Origin of the sequence: Sphaerisporangium album (assembly GCF_003323745.1) — a bacterium.
GTDB lineage: Bacteria > Actinomycetota > Actinomycetes > Streptosporangiales > Streptosporangiaceae > Sphaerisporangium > Sphaerisporangium album.
The window spans coordinates 125,140-142,286 of the sequence record NZ_QOIL01000013.1 but is presented as its reverse complement, the minus strand read 5'-3'; the positions used below and the strand labels follow the sequence as shown (position 1 = coordinate 142,286).

General features: G+C 72.0%; 13 protein-coding genes. 4 read left to right on the top strand and 9 right to left on the bottom strand.

The genetic code is table 11. The features are described 5' to 3' along the window. Window positions 1-98: 98 nt before the first annotated feature. From DQ384_RS23090 to DQ384_RS23065, 6 genes are all read right to left on the bottom strand, one after another. On the bottom strand, window positions 99-1,091 hold the full coding sequence (locus DQ384_RS23090) for a substrate-binding domain-containing protein (RefSeq protein WP_114030960.1): 993 nt from the start codon (window positions 1,089-1,091) through the stop codon (window positions 99-101). Between the two features lie 52 nt (window positions 1,092-1,143). Next, window positions 1,144-2,145 (bottom strand): ABC transporter permease, encoded by a 1,002-nt coding sequence (locus DQ384_RS23085; RefSeq protein ID WP_114030959.1) that lies wholly within the window; start codon window positions 2,143-2,145, stop codon window positions 1,144-1,146. Further along, window positions 2,142-3,632 carry a sugar ABC transporter ATP-binding protein gene (locus DQ384_RS23080; protein ID WP_114030958.1) on the bottom strand — a complete coding sequence of 497 codons (1,491 nt, stop codon included), beginning with the start codon at window positions 3,630-3,632 and terminating at the stop codon, window positions 2,142-2,144. The genes DQ384_RS23085 and DQ384_RS23080 overlap by 4 nt, the downstream gene beginning before the upstream one ends. Further along, on the bottom strand, window positions 3,629-5,050 hold the full coding sequence (locus tag DQ384_RS23075; protein WP_114030957.1) for an aldehyde dehydrogenase family protein: 1,422 nt from the start codon (window positions 5,048-5,050) through the stop codon (window positions 3,629-3,631). The genes DQ384_RS23080 and DQ384_RS23075 overlap by 4 nt, the downstream gene beginning before the upstream one ends. Before the next feature lie 66 nt (window positions 5,051-5,116). After that, entirely contained in the window at window positions 5,117-5,956 is an 840-nt protein-coding gene (locus tag DQ384_RS23070) for an IclR family transcriptional regulator (protein WP_114030956.1), read from the bottom strand. Between the two features lie 445 nt (window positions 5,957-6,401). Then, window positions 6,402-7,433 (bottom strand): LacI family DNA-binding transcriptional regulator, encoded by a 1,032-nt coding sequence (locus tag DQ384_RS23065; protein WP_220183080.1) that lies wholly within the window; start codon window positions 7,431-7,433, stop codon window positions 6,402-6,404. A gap of 172 nt (window positions 7,434-7,605) precedes the next feature. Here DQ384_RS23065 and DQ384_RS23060 point away from each other — a divergent pair, with 172 nt between their 5' ends. The 4 genes from DQ384_RS23060 to DQ384_RS23045 are packed head-to-tail and all read left to right on the top strand — an operon-like array spanning window position 7,606 to window position 13,614. After that, the gene (locus DQ384_RS23060; protein WP_220183079.1) at window positions 7,606-8,895 is read left to right on the top strand and encodes an ABC transporter substrate-binding protein; all 1,290 of its coding nucleotides are present in this window, start codon (window positions 7,606-7,608) and stop codon (window positions 8,893-8,895) included. Between the two features lie 16 nt (window positions 8,896-8,911). Then, window positions 8,912-9,988: a carbohydrate ABC transporter permease gene (locus tag DQ384_RS23055; RefSeq protein ID WP_220183078.1), complete on the top strand. Its 1,077-nt coding sequence runs from the start codon at window positions 8,912-8,914 to the stop codon at window positions 9,986-9,988. Beyond that, window positions 9,985-10,818 (top strand): carbohydrate ABC transporter permease, encoded by an 834-nt coding sequence (locus tag DQ384_RS23050; RefSeq protein WP_220183077.1) that lies wholly within the window; start codon window positions 9,985-9,987, stop codon window positions 10,816-10,818. The genes DQ384_RS23055 and DQ384_RS23050 overlap by 4 nt, the downstream gene beginning before the upstream one ends. 30 nt (window positions 10,819-10,848) lie before the next feature. Continuing rightward, window positions 10,849-13,614: a glycosyl hydrolase family 95 catalytic domain-containing protein gene (locus DQ384_RS23045; RefSeq protein ID WP_114030954.1), complete on the top strand. Its 2,766-nt coding sequence runs from the start codon at window positions 10,849-10,851 to the stop codon at window positions 13,612-13,614. 101 nt (window positions 13,615-13,715) lie between these two features. Here the strand turns inward: DQ384_RS23045 and DQ384_RS41425 are convergent, their stop codons facing one another. Genes DQ384_RS41425 through DQ384_RS41420 form a run of 3 tightly spaced genes read right to left on the bottom strand, consistent with a single transcriptional unit; the run spans window position 13,716 to window position 17,139 of the window. Then, window positions 13,716-13,880, bottom strand: coding sequence for a hypothetical protein (locus tag DQ384_RS41425; protein ID WP_181871354.1), 165 nt, complete (start codon window positions 13,878-13,880; stop codon window positions 13,716-13,718). Window positions 13,881-13,916: 36 nt separating this feature from the next. Then, window positions 13,917-15,332, bottom strand: a complete 1,416-nt coding sequence (locus tag DQ384_RS23040) for a S8 family serine peptidase (RefSeq protein ID WP_114030953.1) — start codon at window positions 15,330-15,332, stop codon at window positions 13,917-13,919. Continuing rightward, a complete protein-coding gene (locus tag DQ384_RS41420) occupies window positions 15,250-17,139 on the bottom strand; it encodes a copper resistance CopC/CopD family protein (protein WP_181871353.1) in 1,890 nt (629 codons plus the stop codon). The genes DQ384_RS23040 and DQ384_RS41420 overlap by 83 nt, the downstream gene beginning before the upstream one ends. Window positions 17,140-17,147: the final 8 nt, after the last annotated feature.

Here is a 17,147-nt window from a genome sequence, read left to right as displayed (position 1 = left end):
CCTCCGGGGGTGTTCTGTCGCGCGGCGCGGACGGCGCCGCGCGGTGGCCGGGTGGCGTCGCCGCCCGCCGTCCCGGCCGATCTGGTGCTGGAGCTTCCTCAGAAGGCCCCGTCGGGGTCGTAGTACTGTGCCGCGTTGTCCTTGGTGACCATGGGCGAGGGGACGACGGTGTCCTTCTCGACCTGGGCGCCCTGGAGGATCTCCACCGCCCGGTCCAGGCCCTTGCCGCCGATGACGTCGGCGTCGTTCAGGCCCGTGACCACGTAGTTGGTGCCGTCGAGGATCGCCTTGAGCGCCTCGGCCTGGCCGTCGACGCCCGCGATGATGATCTGCTCGTCCTTGCCGGCGCTCGCGATGGCCCGCTGCGCGCCCAGGCACATCGCGTCGTTCTCGCAGAAGACCGCCGCGAGCTTGGGGTTGGTCGCCAGCAGGTTCTCCATGACCGACAGGCCGCCGTCCGAGCCCCACTCGCCGAAGGCGGGGGCCTCGACCAGCTTGATGCCCGGCTTGCTCCCCAGCACGGACTTGACGCCGTTGGTGCGGGCCAGGCCGATGCTATTGTCGGCGGGGCCGCCCTTGATGATGGCGACCTCGCCGCCGTCCGGCAGCCTGGAGGCGATGAACTCGCCGTCCTGCTTGCCGATCGCCTCGTTGTCCGGGCCGATCCAGCTGGTGTACTCGCCGGTCTGGAACTTGCGGTCGACCAGCACCACCGGCTTGCCTGCGGCCTTGATGGAGTTCAGCGCGGCGGGCGCGGACTCCAGCGGGCCGCCGGAGATGATGACGGCGTCGACGTTCTTGCTCAGCAGGTCCTCGACGTTGGCGGCCAGCTTGGCGGCGTCGCCGCCCGCGTCGGTGCTGATGATCGTGACGTTGCCCTTCTTCTTGGCCTGGGCGGCGATCGCCTTGTCCATGCCGCTGAAGTAGGGGCCGCTCAGCATGAAGTTGGCGACGCCGATGGTGTAGGGGCCTTTGCCGCCGGTGGTGGCGCCGCCGCTCGCGGCCGGCTCGTTCGATCCGGAGGAGCATGCGGCCAGGCCGGCGGCGAGAACGCCGGTGACCAGCACGCCGAGCAGCCTCGTGAATTTCATGTCGGGGGCCTCCGATGGCTTCCGAAGGGGGGTTGTGGAGGGAGGAGGGAGGTCAGGAACGCACTCGGTTGGTGCGCTGGACGAGGATCACGGCGATGATGATCAATCCCTTGAGCACCTGCTGCCAGAAGGCCTGCACGCCGTAGAGGTTGAGGAGGTTGTTGATCAGCGCGAGGACGACCACGCCCCCGAACGTGGCCCGCGCCGAGCCGCGCCCGCCCGCCAGGCTGGCGCCGCCGATGACGCACGCGGCGATGGCGTCCAGCTCGAACGCCACGCCCACGCTGGGCTGGGCGATGCCGACGCGGCTGGTGAGGATGATCCCGGCCAGGCCCGCGCAGGCGCCGCTGACGGTGTAGGCGAGCACGACGTGCCGGCGCACGTTGATGCCCGCCAGGCGCACGGTCTCGGCGTTGCCGCCGATCGCGACGATCGACCGGCCCGCGGGGGTGCGGGACAGGAACACGCCGCCGGCGAGGAACACCGCCAGCATGATGAGGGTGCTCAAGGGCAGCGGGCCCGCCATGGCCGTGCCCAGGGTCAGGAACCCGGGGTCCTCGGGGGCGATCGGCACCTCGGAGTAGACGAACGCCAGGCCGCGGACGGTGGTGAGCGCGGCCAGCGTCACCACGAACGGCGCCAGCCCGAAGCGGGCGACGAGCGTGCCGTTGACCAGCCCGACGCCGATGCCCGCTGCCAGGCCGACCAGCATCGCCACCGGGATCGGCAGCCCCGAGACCAGGCCCGCGGTGATGATGCCGGAGAAGGCGACCACCGAGCCGACCGACAGGTCGATGCCGCCGGTGAGGATGACCACGAGCATGCCGAACGACAGCAGCCCGGTGGTGACCATCTGCTTGAGCAGGTTGGTGATGTTCGCCTGGGTGAGGAAGGTGTCGGAGGTCAGCGCCGCCGTCCCGGCGAGCAGCACGATCAGGGCGACGAACGCCGCCTGCACGGTGAGGTCGCGGCCGCCCACGACCAGCCGGGGAAGCCCGCGGCGCGGCGCGGCGGACGAGGTGGGCGGGGCGGGCTCGATGAGCCGGCCGGTCATGCGGCGCTCCCGATCGCGTAGGTGAGCAGCTCGTCCTCGGTGGCGCGGTCCGAGCGGGCCTCGCCGGTGATCCGTCCCTGGTTCATCACCAGGACGCGGTCGGTGGCGCCGAGCACCTCGGTCAGGTCGGAGGAGATGAGCAGGACGCTGAGGCCCTCGCGGGCGAGGCCGTCGATCATCCGGTAGATCTCGACCCGGGTGGCCATGTCGACGCCGCGGGTCGGCTCGTCCAGGATCAGCACGCGAGGCCCGGCGAGCAGCCACTTGGCGAGGACGGCCTTCTGCTGGTTGCCGCCGCTGAGGTGGCCCGCGGCCATGGTGGCGCAGTGCGGCGGCCGGATGTCCAGCCTCTCGATCATCTCGGCCACCGTGCGCCGGCGGCGGGCCATGTCGATCAGCGGGCCGCGCAGGGTGGAGCGCAGGGTGGCGAGCATGATGTTGTCCGCGACGCTCATGCCGAGCACCAGCCCGCTGCCCTTGCGGTCCTCGGTCACCAGGGCGAGCCCGGCGGCGATGGCCTCGGCCGGGGTGCGGAAGCCGCCCCCGCCGCCGGGGACCCGCACCTGGCCGGAGGTCGCGGGCTCGGCGCCGAAGACGCACCGGGCCATCTCGCTGCGGCCGGATCCGACCAGGCCGAACAGGCCGACGATCTCCCCGGCGTGCAGGGTGAAGGAGACGCCGTCGAACTCCCCGGCCCGGCCGAGCGCCGAGACGGTGAGCGCGGGCTCGCCGCGGCCGGCACGCCGGTCGGGGTAGATCTGCGCCGGGCGGCGTCCGGCCATGAGGCCGATCAGCTCGCCCTCGTCGGTGCGCGACGGCTCGGTGGTGCCGATGACCAGGCCGTCCTTGATGACGACGATCGTGGTGGCGATGTCGAGCACCTCGGCGAGCCGGTGGGAGACGTAGACGACCAGGACGCCGCGCTCGCGCAGCCGCGCGATGAGCGAGAACAGGGCCTCCAGGTCGGTGCCGGCGAGCACCGCGGACGGCTCGTCCAGCACCAGCACGCGCGGCTCGTCCACCAGGGCCTTGGCGATCTCGACCATCTGCTGCCGGGCCACCGGCAGGCGGCCCGCCGGGGTGCGCGGGTCGATCGCGCCGAAGCCGATGCCCACGAGCAGTTCCTTGGCCCGCGCGTGCGCGGCGGGCCAGTCGATGAGGCCGCCGCGCCGCCGGGGGTAGTTGCCCATCAGCAGGTTCTCGGTGACTGAGAGCTGGGGCACCAGCGTGAGCTCCTGGTAGACGGTCCTGATGCCGCGCGCGTGGGCGTCGTGCGGCGAGCGCAGCTCGACCCGCTCGCCGTCGATGCGCATCTCGCCCTCGCTCATGGCCTGCGCCCCGGCGAGGATCTTGATGAGGGTGGACTTGCCGGCCCCGTTCGCGCCTACCACGGCGAGGACCTCGCCGCCCCTGCCGGCGAGGTCGACGCCGTGGAGCACCTGGACCCCCGCGTAGTCCTTGCGCACGCCCCGGAGCTCCAGGATCATCCGAAGGCCCCCATCACGATGACCGTCTTCTCCTTGGTGTACTCGAGGACGGTGTCGTGCAGGCCCTCGCGGTGGCCTCCGGTGTCCTTGGTGCCGCCGAACGGCAGGTTCTCGGCGCGCAGGGCCGTCGAGCCGTTGACGATGACGCCGCCGGTGTCCAGCAGCCGGGAGAGGGTGAACGCCCGCGAGATGTCGCGGGTGAAGACGGCGGCGTGCAGGCCGTAGGGGGACTCGTTGGCCATCCGCACGGCCTCCAGCGGGTCGGAGAACCGGGCGACCGGCGCCACCGGGCCGAAGATCTCCTCGGCGAACGCGGCGCTGGTCACCGGGACGTCGACCAGGACGGCGGGGTCGAGGAACGAGCCGCGCCTGGCTCCACCGGCGGCGAGCCGGGCGCCGTCCCGGACGAGCGTGCCGACGGCGGCCTCGACGCGCTCGGCGGCCTCCTCGGAGATCAGCGGGCCCACGTCGGTGGACTCCAGGAGCTGGTCGCCGACGGTGAGCTTGGCGGTCTGGGCGAGCAGCGACTCGACGAACGCGTCGTGCACGCGGTCCTGGACGTAGACCCGCTTGACCGCGCAGCAGATCTGGCCGTTGCCGCGCGCGAGGCGGCCGAGCACCACCGCCTGGGCGGCGGCCTCGACGTCGGCGTCGTCGCACACGATGAGCGCGTCGTTGCCGCCGAGCTCCAGGAAGACCTTCTTGAGGGTGTCGGCGGCGCGGCGGGCGATCTCGCGCCCGGCGGCCGTGCTGCCGGTGAGGCCGATCGCCGCGACGCCCGGCGAGGAGGCCAGCGCCTGCGAGACCTCCACCCCGCCGGTGACGAGCTGGTGGGCGTGCAGGGGCGCGCCCGCCTGGTCGACCAGCTCGGCGACCCGCAGCAGCGTGAGCGGGCAGCGGGCGGGGGGCTGCACGACGACGCTGTTGCCCCCGGCCAGCGCGGCGGCGGCCTTGTGGGCGTACAGCTCGACCGGGTAGTTGAACGGCACGAGCGCGGCGACCACGCCGAGCGGCTCGCGCATCGTGACCGCGAGGTTCTTCTCCAGGCCCGGCACGGCGTCCAGGGGGATCTGCCGGCCGAACAGCCGGGTGGCCTCCCCGGCGTAGCCGCGGAAGATGCGGATGGCGGCCTCGACCTCGCCGCGGGTCTGCGGCAGCGGCTTGCCGTTCTCGGCCGCGAGCAGGAGGGCGAGGCTCTCGCTCTCGTCCTCCATGAGGCCGGCGACCCGGCGCAGCAGCGCGGCCCGCTCGTGGGCGGGCATGGCCGTCATCACCCGCAGGCCGTCGCGCGCGTCGGCGACCACCTCGGCGACGCGCCCCGCGTCCATGGCCTCCACTTCCCCGAGGACCTCGCCCGTGCCGGGGTTGCGGACGACGATGACGTTCTTCGATGATGCGGGCGATATATCGGTGGACATCCGTTTCACTCCTCAGATGGATCGGCTTCTCGATCGGCGCCGCGCGGCGGGCACAGACCGGGACGGTCAGGGATCCCTGGCCCCGCTGAGCGGCGGGCGGCCGGGCGCCCGCCTGCGCGGGCGGTGCGTCCCGGAGGCGCCGTTCTTGGTGACGTAGCCGATCCGGCGGCTGATCTCGGCCGCCATCGCCAGGGCGGAGGGCGCCAGGCGATGGCAGTCCTCGACGCTGAAGCGGTTGGCGGGGGCCGAGACGCTGAAGGCGGCGGCGGGCTGGCCGGAGGCGTTGACGATCGCCAGGCCCACGCAGCGGACGCCTTCCTCGTTCTCCTCGTCGTCGATCGCGAAGCCGCGGTCGCGGACGACGGCCAGCTCGTCCAGCAGGGCCTCTCCGGTGAGGGTGCCCGGGGTGCGGCGGTCGAGCGGGCCGGCGAGGAGCTCGTCCCTGCGCCGGTCGTCCAGCAGGGACAGGACCGCCTTGCCCATCGCCGTGCAGTGCAGGGGGACGCGGTGGCCGATCCGGGACACCAGCCGCACCGACTTGGCGCTCTCGACCTTGTCGATGTAGACGATGTGGTTGCCGGCGAGGATGCCCAGGTGGACGGTCTCGCCGCTGAGCTCGACCAGCTCGGCCAGGTAGGGGCGGGCCGCGGCGCGCAGGCCGTCCTCCTCCAGGTACTGCCCTGCCAGGGCGACCAGCGTGACGCCGAGGTGGTAGGAGCCGGCCGCGTCCCGGTCGAGCACGCCGAGTTCGAGCAGCGAGGTGACGTACCGGTGCGCCGTGCTGACGGCGATGCCCGCGTGACCGGCGAGCTCACCGAGCGTGATGCCGGCACGGCCCGTCTCGGAGACCGTCTGGATGAGTTCAAACGCCTTGTCGACGCTTGACGATTTGCGCCCGCCTTGCATTTCGAGTTACTCGAATCTGTTTTCACAATCCTGTAATTTTTTGCGATAGTTACATCGGACGTGAGCGGTGTCAAGATTTTTGTGCCACATAAATTAATGTCCCATTCATGCCTCTATTTCGACTTTGAGGCCGCCTGTCGCACATGGGAGGGGGCGGGCATGAGTGACCGGCCCGGCGATTGGTAGGAGGTGATCCACCCCGGACGGAAGCGCCGACATACCGCCTCGTCAGCGCGTACGAACGGCGGCGCGATTGGCGGTTGCCATTTGCTCGATATCGTGAGATTTTTGCGGCCCGAGCGGCGGCAACCGAAGTGTCGGCCTGCTCGCCGACTTCGACAAGGGCGGCTACTTCGTCACCACGGCCACGCCGGACAACCGATAGGAGGTCTCGGGCAAGGACGGCAGGACGAGGTCACTGTCGCGAAGCGGGCACGGGCCGGGGTCACCAGGCGGGAGGGATCTCCCCCGAGCCCCGGGCGACCAGCTCCACCGGCACCGTCACCCGTCGCACGGGACGGTCCGGCTCGGCGATGCGGGCGCGGAGCATGTCGACGGCCGTGCCGCCTATCGTCCGGTCGTCCTGCGCGATGACGGTGAGGTCCGGGCGCAGCAGGGTGGCGAGCTCGGAGTCGTCGAAGCCGATGACGGCGACCTTCCCCGCGGCGGCGCCCAGCTCGCGCAGCACCTCGACGCTGATGGTGGCGTTGCCCGTGATGATCGCGCTCGCCGGGGAGTCGCCGTCCAGCACCGCGGCGATGGCCGCGCGGATGCGGCCCCGCTCGATCGGCCCGGTGTGCGCCATGCTGTCAACGGCGCGGCCGCTCGCGGCCGCGCACGCGCGGAAGGCGGTGGCACGTTCCTGCGCGGTGTATATGCGTTCGTCGTCGCCGATGTAGGCGATGCGGCGGTGCCCGCGCTCGGCGAGGTGGGAGTAGGCGGCCTGGATCCCCGCGACGTTGTCGGACAGCACGCAGTCGACGTCGAGCCCGAGCACGGGACGGTCGACGGCCACCAGGGACAGGCCCGCCGCCAGCTCGGGGATCAGGTAGCCGTGGTCGGTTCCTATCGGCTCCAGGATGATGCCGTCGAAGCGGCGCCGGCACATCGACTCGACGACCCGGCGCTCCAGCTCCTCATCGTCCTCGGTCGAGGCGGCCAGCACCATCAGCCCGGCGTCCCTGGCGGCGCGCTCGACCGCCCTCAGCACCGGGTTGACGTGCGAGAGCTGACGGACGGCCGCGCCGAGCGTGCCGGTGACGCCGGAGCGCAGCTGGCGGGCGCGCTCGTCGGGGCGGTAGTCCAGCGCGGCGATGGCGGCGTGCACGCGCGCGGCGAGCCCGGGCCCGACGGTGGAGTCGCCGTTGACGACGCGTGACACGGTACGCAGCGCGACCCCGGCCTCCCGGGCGACGTCGACCATCGTCGGACGCCGGTTTCGGCGGCCGGCGCTCACCTCTTCTTCCCGTCCCCGCATGAGGACATCTTCTTCATGATCGCCGTTCTTGGCCATCGTGAAGCCCGGAGTGCCGTGACCAATTCGTTGCCGCCCTTGCTCTTTGAAACCTCTCGGTAACAACCTACCTTTCGGGATAACGTTATCTCAACCGGCCGCGGGGAGCCGATCACAGGGAAAGGAGGGCTGCGCAGTGCGCAGATCCATGGTCTGGTGCCTCGCCGCGACCCTCGCGGCGGCCGGGTGCGGCGTGGGCGGCGAGAAGCCGTCCGAGACGTCCGCCTCCGGCGGCGATGTCACGCTGACCTTCCTGGTCTTCGAGACGCCGAACCTCGACGCGGCGTTCTGGGACGCCGCGATCGCCCGGGCTTCCGCCAAGGTCCCCGGCGTGACCATCAAGAAGCTCGTATCGCCCAACGTCGACCGAACCGGCTACGCCAAGCAGCTCGACGCCTCGGGCAACCTGCCCGACATCCTGCAGTCGGTCAACCCGGCCGGGTTCGCCCAGGCGGGCAAGCTCGCGCCGTTCACCGACGAGGAGCTGAGGAACTTCATCGCGCCCAAGGCCGGCGCCATCGCCGGCAAGGTCTACCAGTTGCCGTACAACACGCAGGTCATCCCGGTGGTCTACTACAACAAGGACGCCTTCGCCAAGGCGGGGATCACCGGGACGCCCAGGACGTACCCCGAGCTGCTGGACGTGTCGGCCAAGCTCAAGGACAAGGGGATCACCCCGTTCGTGGTCGGAGGCGGCGGCGCCGACACCTGGGCCGACATGTACCCGCTGACCGCCACGGTGGCCACCGACGTCTACCACAAGACGCCCGACTGGCTGACGCAGCGGGCCACCGGCTCGGTCAAGTTCGCGGGCCCCGACTTCACCAAGGCCGCGCAGAAGGTCGCCGACCTGGCGCAGAAGGGCTACATCGACCCGGCGGGCCTGAGCAGGTCGTACGCCGACACCGAGCAGGCGTTCCGCGACGGCAAGGGCGCCATGTACCCCATGGGGTCGTGGTTCGCCACCTCCGCCGACAACACCAAGCCCGGCTTCGAGATCGGCGCGTTCCCCTGGCCCTCCGACGACGGCTCCCCCGTCACCCCGACCTTCACCGGCGGCGGGACGCTCGTCAGCTCCTCGGCGCCCAACGTCGGCCTGGCCAAGAAGTGGGCGCTGGCCTTCGACGAGGACAAGCAGAACAACGACGCCTTCGTCAAGGCCGACGGCTCGATCCCGGCGATCAAGGGCTACACGCCGCCCTCCGACATGGGCCCGGTCTACAGGGCGACCGTCGACATCTACCAGAAGGGCATGGCCGACGGCTCGATCGTCAACGCCTTCTCGCAGGAGGCCGGGGACGGCTCGCTGCCGCCCGGCCTGGCCGACAAGGCGGCGCTCGGCGTCCAGGACCTGATCACCGGCAAGAAGTCGGCGGCGGACTTCGCGGCCTACCTCGACGACCAGTGGGCCAAGGCCACCCGGTAGGACCGGACACCAGTAGATGACAGACATCGACCACGCGGCCCTCGCGGCCTCCTCGGCCCCTATGGAGCAGGCGAACAGTGCCCGAGCGAACAGTGCCCAAGCGAACAAGGCGCAGACGACCCGCGCGGCCACCGCACGCGCCGCGGCCGCCCCCTCCGGCGTCCGGCGGCCCCCGGCGGAGCCGCCGCGCCGGCGCAGACCCCCGGCCTGGCGGTACCGCACCGGCCAGAGCCTGGGACGCTTCGCCCTGTTCGCCCTCCCCGGCCTGCTGGCGTACGTGCTGTTCGTCCTGGTGCCGATCGGCATGACCGCGTACTACAGCTTCACCAACCGCAACCCGTTCAACCCGCCCACCCGCTGGGTGGGCCTGCGCAACTACGCCGACCTGCTCGGCGACCCCGAGTTCCACCAGGCGCTGGCCAACACCGTCGTGATCACCGTGATCGTGACGCTGCTGGCCAACGCCGGCGGCCTGCTCATCGCGATGCTGCTGGACCGGCCCACCAAGCTGTACCTGGCGCTGCGCGGCGTCTTCTTCACGCCCGTCGTGCTCAGCTCGGTGGTGATCAGCGTCATCTGGCAGGCGGTGCTCACCGACGAGGGCCTGCTGAACTCGGTGCTGCGGGGCCTCGGCGTGGCGGACCCGCCCGGGTGGCTGTCGGACCCGGAGATCGCGCTCTACTCCATCGCCTGGATCCTCACCTGGCAGATGCTCGGCTTCTGCGTCGTGGTGTACCTGGCGGGCCTGCAGGGCGTGCCGCGTGAGCTGCGCGAGGCCGCGGCCATCGACGGGTGCGGGCCGCTGGCGCGGTTCCGCAACGTCACCTGGCCCATGCTGGCCCCCGCCCTGACGATCAACACGGTGATGCTGCTGATCACGGGGTTCAAGGCCTACGACCAGATCCAGGTCATCACCAACGGCGGCCCGGGGACGGGCACGACCGCCACCATGGCCTTCCAGGTCGTCCAGACGGCCTTCACCGGCAACCACATCGGCTACTCCTCGGCGATGGCGGCGGTCATGCTGGCCCTGGTGGGGACCGTCTCGGTGATCGTGCTGCGGGTGCTCCAGCGACGCGAGGTGACGCGGTGATCGACGCCCGGACGCACGCCTGGCTGCGGCCGCTGGCCGCGACGTTCGCCGGCGCGGTGTTCTTCCTGCCGCTGTACCTGATGCTGGTTAACGTCTTCAAGCCGAGCACCGACATCGTCCCCCACCCGGCGGCGCCGCCCGTGCCGCCGACCATGGAGAACATCGGCGCGGTGCTGTCGCGCCCCGACAGCCTGTTCACCTACGGGCTCGTCAACAGCGTCGCGGTCACCGCGCTGTCCATCACGATCCTGACGGTGCTGTCGGCGATGCTCGGCCACTACCTGGCCAGGTCACGGCACGTGCTCGCCAAGGTCGTGATGGTGACGCTGCTGTGCGGGCTGATGATACCGGTGCCGGTGATCCTGGCGCCCATCACCTCGGTGCTCAAGACGCTGGGCCTGATGACCACGCTGCAGGGGCTCATCCTGGTCAACATCGGCTACTACGTCCCGTTCGGGGTGCTGCTCTTCATGGGGTTCGTGAAGGGCGTCCCGCTGGAGCTGGAGGAGGCCGCCGAGCTCGACGGCGCGAGCCGCCTGCGGGTGTTCTGGCAGGTGGTCTTCCCGCTGCTGCGCCCGGCCTCGGCCAGCGTGCTCATCTTCCTCGGAGTGTGGATCTGGAACGACTTCCTGACCCCGCTCGTCATCCTCGGACCTGACAGTGGCACCACTGTCACGGTGGGCGTCTACCGGGCCATCGGACAGCACCAGTCCGACTTCGGCGCGGTGTTCGCCTTCATGTTCCTCGCCACACTGCCCATCCTCGTCTTCTACCTCGCCCTGCAGAAGAACTTCGTCAAGGGGCTGACCGGCGGCGCGGTCAAGGGGTGATCCGGGGATACCCGCCAAGAAGGGAACCGCGTGTACAGACCACGACGCCGGCTGCTGCCCGCCGCACTGGCCGCCGCCCTGACCATGACGCTGGTGGCCGCGCCCACGGCCGCGTCCGCCGCGCCCACACCCGACCAGCAATGGGCCCAGGTGCAGCAGCTCGTGGGCCCCGTCAAGGGGCGCTGGACCGACCAGGCCTACTCCGGCTCGGTGACCCGCACCATGCCGAACACCGCGCTGCTCGGCAACGGCGACATCGGAGTCACCTCCGGCGGAGGTGACGGGTACAAGACGTTCTACATCTCCAAGGGCGACTTCTGGACCGGCAACCCGGACGTGTCCCTGGTCGCGCTGGGCTCGGTCTCGATCAGCCCGGTCGCCGGGGGCGGCTCGTCCAACCTGGCCCTCGGCGCCGGCGCCACGGCCTCCAGCTCCCACCCGTCCTTCCCGCCGAACAGGGCCGTCAACGGCCAGTGGGGCGCGGGGTACGAGGGCTGGGTCTCCGACATCGGCAAACCGCAAACCCTCACCCTGGACCTCGGCACGGCCAAGACCTTCAACCGCTACATCCTCCGCCACGACGCCGCGGCCCGCCCCGCCGAGACCGCCAACAACACCAGGAACTGGACCCTGGCCACCAGCACGAACAACTCCACCTGGACGACGGCCGACACGGTCACGGGCAACACGGCCAACGTCACCGACCGGACGTTCGCCTCGACCACCGCCCGCTACCTGCGCCTCACCATCACCGAACCCACACAGAGCACCACGCCCGACTCGACAGCCAACCCGCGGGCGCGCATCGGCCAGTTCGAGCTGTACGGCGCGGGAGGAGGGCCGCAGCCGCCGTCCGGCCCGTTCACCGAGGAGCAGAACATCCTCCAGGGCGACGTGGACACCACGATGACCATCGGCGGCACCCCCGTGGTCATGAAGACCTGGACGGCGGCCTCCAGCGACCTCGTGGTGACGCGGATCCGCTCCACCGGGTCGTCCACCGTACGCCTCCAGGCGCAGACCGCCACGGGGTCGCCGGACGCGCGCGGCGGCTTCACCAGCACCTCGGGGGTCTCGGGCAACACCGTGTGGGCGACGCGCCAGACGCCGTCCGGTTCACGCTGGGTCTCCCGCGCGTCCCTCGCCACCCGCGTCATCGGAGGGACGCAGGTCGGCGCGCCGACGGCGGGCGGAGCCGCCGGGAACATCGTCTTCGACCTGCCACCGGGCCAGACCGTGACCGTCGTCACCGGCGTCGCCGGGGGCGGGCCCAACCCCGCCGACCCGGCCCCGGCCGCCCGCGGCCTCGCCGACGGGCAGAACGCCGGCTCGATCGACGCGCTCTACAACGCGCACCTCGACTGGTGGAAGCAGTACTGGCTCAAGTCGTACGTGGACCTCGACGACGACACGCTGGAGAGGTTCTACTACGGCTCGCTGTACCTGCTCGGCTCGTCGATCCGCGCCGGCAAGACGGCGCCCGGGCTGTACGGCATCTGGGCCACCTCCGACTTCCCGCAGTGGGGTGGCGACATGCACCTCAACTACAACTGGGTGGCCAACTTCTACGGCGTCTACTCCAGCAACCGGCCGGAGCTGGCCCTGCCGCTGTACGACCTGGTGCAGGCCTACCTGCCCGAGGCCAGGCGGCGCGCACGGCAGGACCTGAACCGGGTCAAGCCCGACTACGTCAGCGCGCGCTTCCCGAGCGGCGGCGTGCCCGCGGGCGTGCTGTTCCCGGTCGGGATCGGCCCGTTCGGCTCCACCGTCGGCGACGTCTACCACCAGCAGGTGGCCAACTCGCTGTTCACGGTCACGCAGTACATCTCGTACTGGGAGTACACCCAGGACCGCGCCTTCCTGTCCGGCACGGCCTACCCCTTCATGAAGGAGGTCGCGGCGTTCTTCCAGAGCTACCTGGAGTACGACTCGGCCGCAGGGCGCTACCGGCTGTGGAGCGGGCCGCACGAGGGCACGTGGGGGCGCAACTCAAGCCCCGACGGGGGCATGCTCAAGCGGCTGTTCTCCTCGCTGGTCAGTGCGAGCACCGAGCTCAACGTGGACGCCGGCGACCGGGCCACCTGGCAGAACATCGCCTCGCGCCTGCCGGACATCCCGAGGACGACCTACAACGGGCAGACGGTGTACGCGCTGGCCGACCCCGGCACGCTGTCCGACAACCGGCCCATCCGGCCGGGCGACAACACCGTCAACCTGGAGTTCATCCACCCGGGCGACGCGCTCGGCATCAACTCCCCCGCCGCCGACAGGCAGGTCGCCATCGCCACGATCGACGTGATGAACTCCTGGGGCCAGGAGAACAGCTTCCCCAAGGTGTTCACCCAGGCCGCCCGCGTCGGCTACCCGGCCCAGAGCCTGATCGACAAGCTCAAGGGCCAGATCACCTCCAAGATCGCCCCCAACCTGCGGATCACCGACCCCAACCACGGGCTGGAGAAGGCGGGCGCGATCGAGGCCGTCAACGACGTGCTGCTCCAGAGCGACGGCGGCGTCATGCGCCTGTACCCGGTGTGGCCCGCGGGCAGGAACGCCTCCTTCGTCAAGCTCCGGGCCAAGAACGGGTTCCTCGTCTCCAGCGCCCGCGTCGGCGGCACGGTCTCGTACGTCGACATCACCAGCGACGCGGGCCGCACCGCGAGCGTCGGCAACCCGTGGCCCGGCCGCGCGGTCGTGGTGACACGGGCAGGCGGCGGCACGGTCGGCCACACCGTGGCCAACGACGTCGTCACCTTCCCGACCCAGGCGGGAGCGACCTACACCATCACCCCGTCCTGACGTCGCGCGGCCTCCGGCGAGGCCACGTGACGAACGGGTAGCGGACGGCTCCGCGGCCCCCCAGGGAACCGCGGAGCCGCCCGCACACGGCCCCGGCGCGGTCAGTCGTTCCTGCCCTCGCGCCATTCGGCGAGGGCGGCCTCCACGCGGGCGGACTCGCCGGGGAAGTCCCGCAGCTTGGCGAGCATCCACAGCGCGCCCTGAAGGCGCCGTGCCCGCAGGAACGGCCGCAGGTCAGGCCCGTCCGGTGACGGCGGTCCGGTCATGGCCGGTCGATCAGGGCCGGTCAGTCAGGGGTCCGGTCAGGGCAGGGCGTTCCATGTCGCGAGGGCGTCGAGGCGGCCCTTGCCGTAGGTGTTGTCGGGGCCGGGGACGCCGAGGTCGCGGGCGCCCGTGGTGACCGCCGCCGCCTGCTGGGCCGCCGTCAGTCCCGGCCGGCCGGATAGCACCAGCGCCAGCAGACCGCTGACGTGCGGCGCGGCCATCGACGTGCCCGTCGCGCTGGTCCACATGCCGTACAGGTCGCTGGTCCAGGTGTCCTTGCCGGGTGCGACCACGTCCGGGAACACGCCCGTACGCCCGCCGCACGCCGACGGGCCCCTGCTGGACATGGAGAGGATCACGTCGGAGCCGTTCACCACCCCGGCGGAGAACGCGGACGGGTTGTTGGACGGGCTGTAGGAACTGCTCGCGTACGGCCCGCCGTTGCCCGCCGCGAAGACCGGTAGCACGCCGATCGCCCGCAACGCGGCCAGGTCGGGCTCGAAGGCCAGGTTGCACCCCTTGGCGGCGAAGGTCCAGGAGTTGTTGACCACGTCAGGGGCGTCGTCGGTGGCCGGGTCGCCGTCGGGGTCGAGCAGCCACTGGAAGATCGCGTGCAGCCCGGAGGTCGTCGCGACGCCGCCGTCGTCGAAGGCCTTGGCCGCGATCCACCGGGCGCCGGGCGCGACGCCGATGGCCGTGCCGCCCGCGTCGCCGCCGACCATGACGCCCATGGTCCAGGTGCCGTGCCCGGAGGCGTCGAAGGGCGTCGCGTGCTCGCCGTACGGGTCGAACCACGAGCCCGGACCGCCCCGCCACCGGGGCGCCAGGTCGGGATGCGTCACGTCCGCCCCGGTGTCGACGCTCGCCACGACGACCCCCTCGCCGAGAAGCCCGAGCGACCAGAGCGAGGGCGCACCCGACTGCGCCAGGTTCGCCTCGACCCCCGCCAGTCGCGCGCCGATCTCGCGAGTGCCCGTCCGGGGAACGACGCCCTGCGAGGCGGCGGCGACCATGGCCGCGGCGTGGGGTGCGGTCGTGGCGGTGGCCCCCGTCACCCGGCCGGTGCCCGTCGCGAGGGCGAAAGCGGTGGTGTCGGGGACCACGGACGCCACCTCCGGACGCCGGGCCATCGACGCGGCGAAGTCCGGTGTCGCCGTCAGCGCGATCGCGTTGACGTTCCAGAGCCGGTGAACGCCGGTGACGGCGCCCCGTCGCCGTTCGGCCTCGATGGCGCGCAGCAGCGGCGCCTGAGCGCGGTCCGCGACCCGGCGAAGCTCCTCCACGACCCTGCGCCGGTGCGCGGGCAGGGCCTCCGGCGGCAGACGGCCGAGGTCCGCCCGGTCCTTGAGGTAGACGACGACGGCGGTCCGCTCAGGCTCCGGCACGCTCGCGGGATACGTGGGCACGGTCGTCAGGCTCACCAGCAATATCAGGGCGAGGGCTCGGATCGTCATGGCGGCGCTTCCTTCTCACAGAGCCGTCTTCACGGCCCACCCTCACAGAGCCGTCTTCACGGCCCACCCTCACAGAGCCGTCTTCACGGCGCTTCGGCACAGAGCCCTCTTCTCGGCGCCTCCTCACAGAGCTCAGGAGGGCCACGGCCGCCGCCACCGCTCCGAGGGCGGCGATCGTCCACGCCATGACGCCGGTGACGGACGCCAGGGACCGCTCGGCCAGGAAGCCCCGGGGAGCGTCTCCCCGGACGGCCCAGTCCAGCCTCACCCCCGCGTCCGGAAGGCCGTCCCGCTGGACGCCGACCTGGACGGGCACCTGTCCCGCCGGGGGAAGGTCGGCGACGGCCTCCCACCGCCGCTCGGCCACCGCCACGGCCGCCAGCGGGGCGTTCCCCACGCCGAGCCGCACCGCGCTCAGGCGTCCGGGCGCCGGGCGGCGCGTGTCGTACACGTCGACGGTGACGAGGTTCCTGCCCGGCGTGCCCGGCCGGACCGAGACGGCCAGCACCAGGTCGTCCAGCCTCACGCTGCGCTGGAGCGGCGCGGCGGCGGGCACCGGGTCCAGGCCCGGCCCTCTGGCGGGCGGCGTGACGGTCAGCACCGCCGCGCAGCAGGCGACCTCGGCGAGCAGCACCGCCTCCACGACCAGCAGCCTGCCTCCCGTCCGGCCCCGCGCGACGCGGATCGCGACGGCCGCCACCCCGAGCAGGAACACCAGCTTGATCGCGAGGATGAGCCCGTAGGGGGTGACCAGGCCGGCGTACGGTGTGGCGATCTGACCTCCGGCGAGCAGCGGCCCGGTCACGCCGAGGGCCACGACGGCCGCCGCGGCGGGCCACGCGAACCCGCGGAGCAGGGCGCGGACGGCCGCGCGCTGGGCACGGTCGGCGAGCATCGGCAGGCCGGCGACCGCGAGCGCGATCACCCCGCCGATCCAGACGGCGGCGCCGAGCGCGTGCACGGCGGCGGGCAACGCCTCCCCCGCCGCGGCGGCGTGCCCGTCGAGCGCCCCCACCACGACCGCGAGCCCGGCGCACACGGCCCCGAGCGCGGCTGGGCGGTCGTCCCGCATCGTCGCGCGGCGTGCGAGGAAGAACGCGGCGAGCAGGAGCACGAGTTGTTCGATCATCCGGCGGCCGTGGGCCGTGTCGATGATCAGCCAGACGGACTGGGCGGCGACGACGGTCACCGCCGCGAGTGCCGCACCGGTCCCCGCCGACCCGGCACGCAGGGCGTGCCGGGTGACGCGCGCCCACGGGCCGACGGGGTGACGGCGGCGTGCGAGCGGCACGAGGAGCGCCGCCGTGAGGAAGCCGCCAACGGCCGTCGAGAGGCCGACGGTGCGGATCGCGGCGAGCACGGAGTCCCAGGGTCGCGGGCCCTCGCGGACCGCCTGCCCCGCCGCGGTCACCGCGCGCCGGACGCCGAACACGAGGCTTCCGCCGAGGCGGTGGCCGTCCTCGCTGGACGTCGCCGCCCAGCGGACCGCGTAGATGTCCTCGGCCAGTGGAGGGAGCGAGGCCACCACGCGGCCCGCCGCCTCCGCCGACGGGGTGAGGGAACGCACCGTGCCGGCCGATGGGTGCAACGACAGGCGGACGGAGGAGAGCAGGACCGGTTCGGTGAACTCCAGCCGCAGCCGTGCGGGAGCGCTGGACAGCACCTGCCCGTCGGCCGGCTCGGAACCGACCAGGATCGGATGCGCCGAGGCCGTCCCGGCCATGACCACGACCCACAGCAGGGTGGCCGCCGCGAGCCTGAGCAGGATGGACGCCACTCTGGGCCTGAGGCCGGCCACTCTGGGCATGAGGCCCG

Coding starts and splice junctions, on each gene's coding strand:
- DQ384_RS41420 (WP_181871353.1), bottom strand. CDS start 17,139: ATGCCCAGAGTGGCCGGCCTCAGGCCCAGAGTGGCGTCCATCCTGCTC.
- DQ384_RS23070 (WP_114030956.1), bottom strand. CDS start 5,956: ATGCAAGGCGGGCGCAAATCGTCAAGCGTCGACAAGGCGTTTGAACTC.
- DQ384_RS23090 (WP_114030960.1), bottom strand. CDS start 1,091: ATGAAATTCACGAGGCTGCTCGGCGTGCTGGTCACCGGCGTTCTCGCC.
- DQ384_RS41425 (WP_181871354.1), bottom strand. CDS start 13,880: ATGACCGGACCGCCGTCACCGGACGGGCCTGACCTGCGGCCGTTCCTG.
- DQ384_RS23055 (WP_220183078.1), top strand. CDS start 8,912: ATGACAGACATCGACCACGCGGCCCTCGCGGCCTCCTCGGCCCCTATG.
- DQ384_RS23080 (WP_114030958.1), bottom strand. CDS start 3,632: ATGATCCTGGAGCTCCGGGGCGTGCGCAAGGACTACGCGGGGGTCCAG.
- DQ384_RS23085 (WP_114030959.1), bottom strand. CDS start 2,145: ATGACCGGCCGGCTCATCGAGCCCGCCCCGCCCACCTCGTCCGCCGCG.
- DQ384_RS23075 (WP_114030957.1), bottom strand. CDS start 5,050: ATGTCCACCGATATATCGCCCGCATCATCGAAGAACGTCATCGTCGTC.
- DQ384_RS23040 (WP_114030953.1), bottom strand. CDS start 15,332: ATGACGATCCGAGCCCTCGCCCTGATATTGCTGGTGAGCCTGACGACC.
- DQ384_RS23065 (WP_220183080.1), bottom strand. CDS start 7,433: ATGCGGGGACGGGAAGAAGAGGTGAGCGCCGGCCGCCGAAACCGGCGT.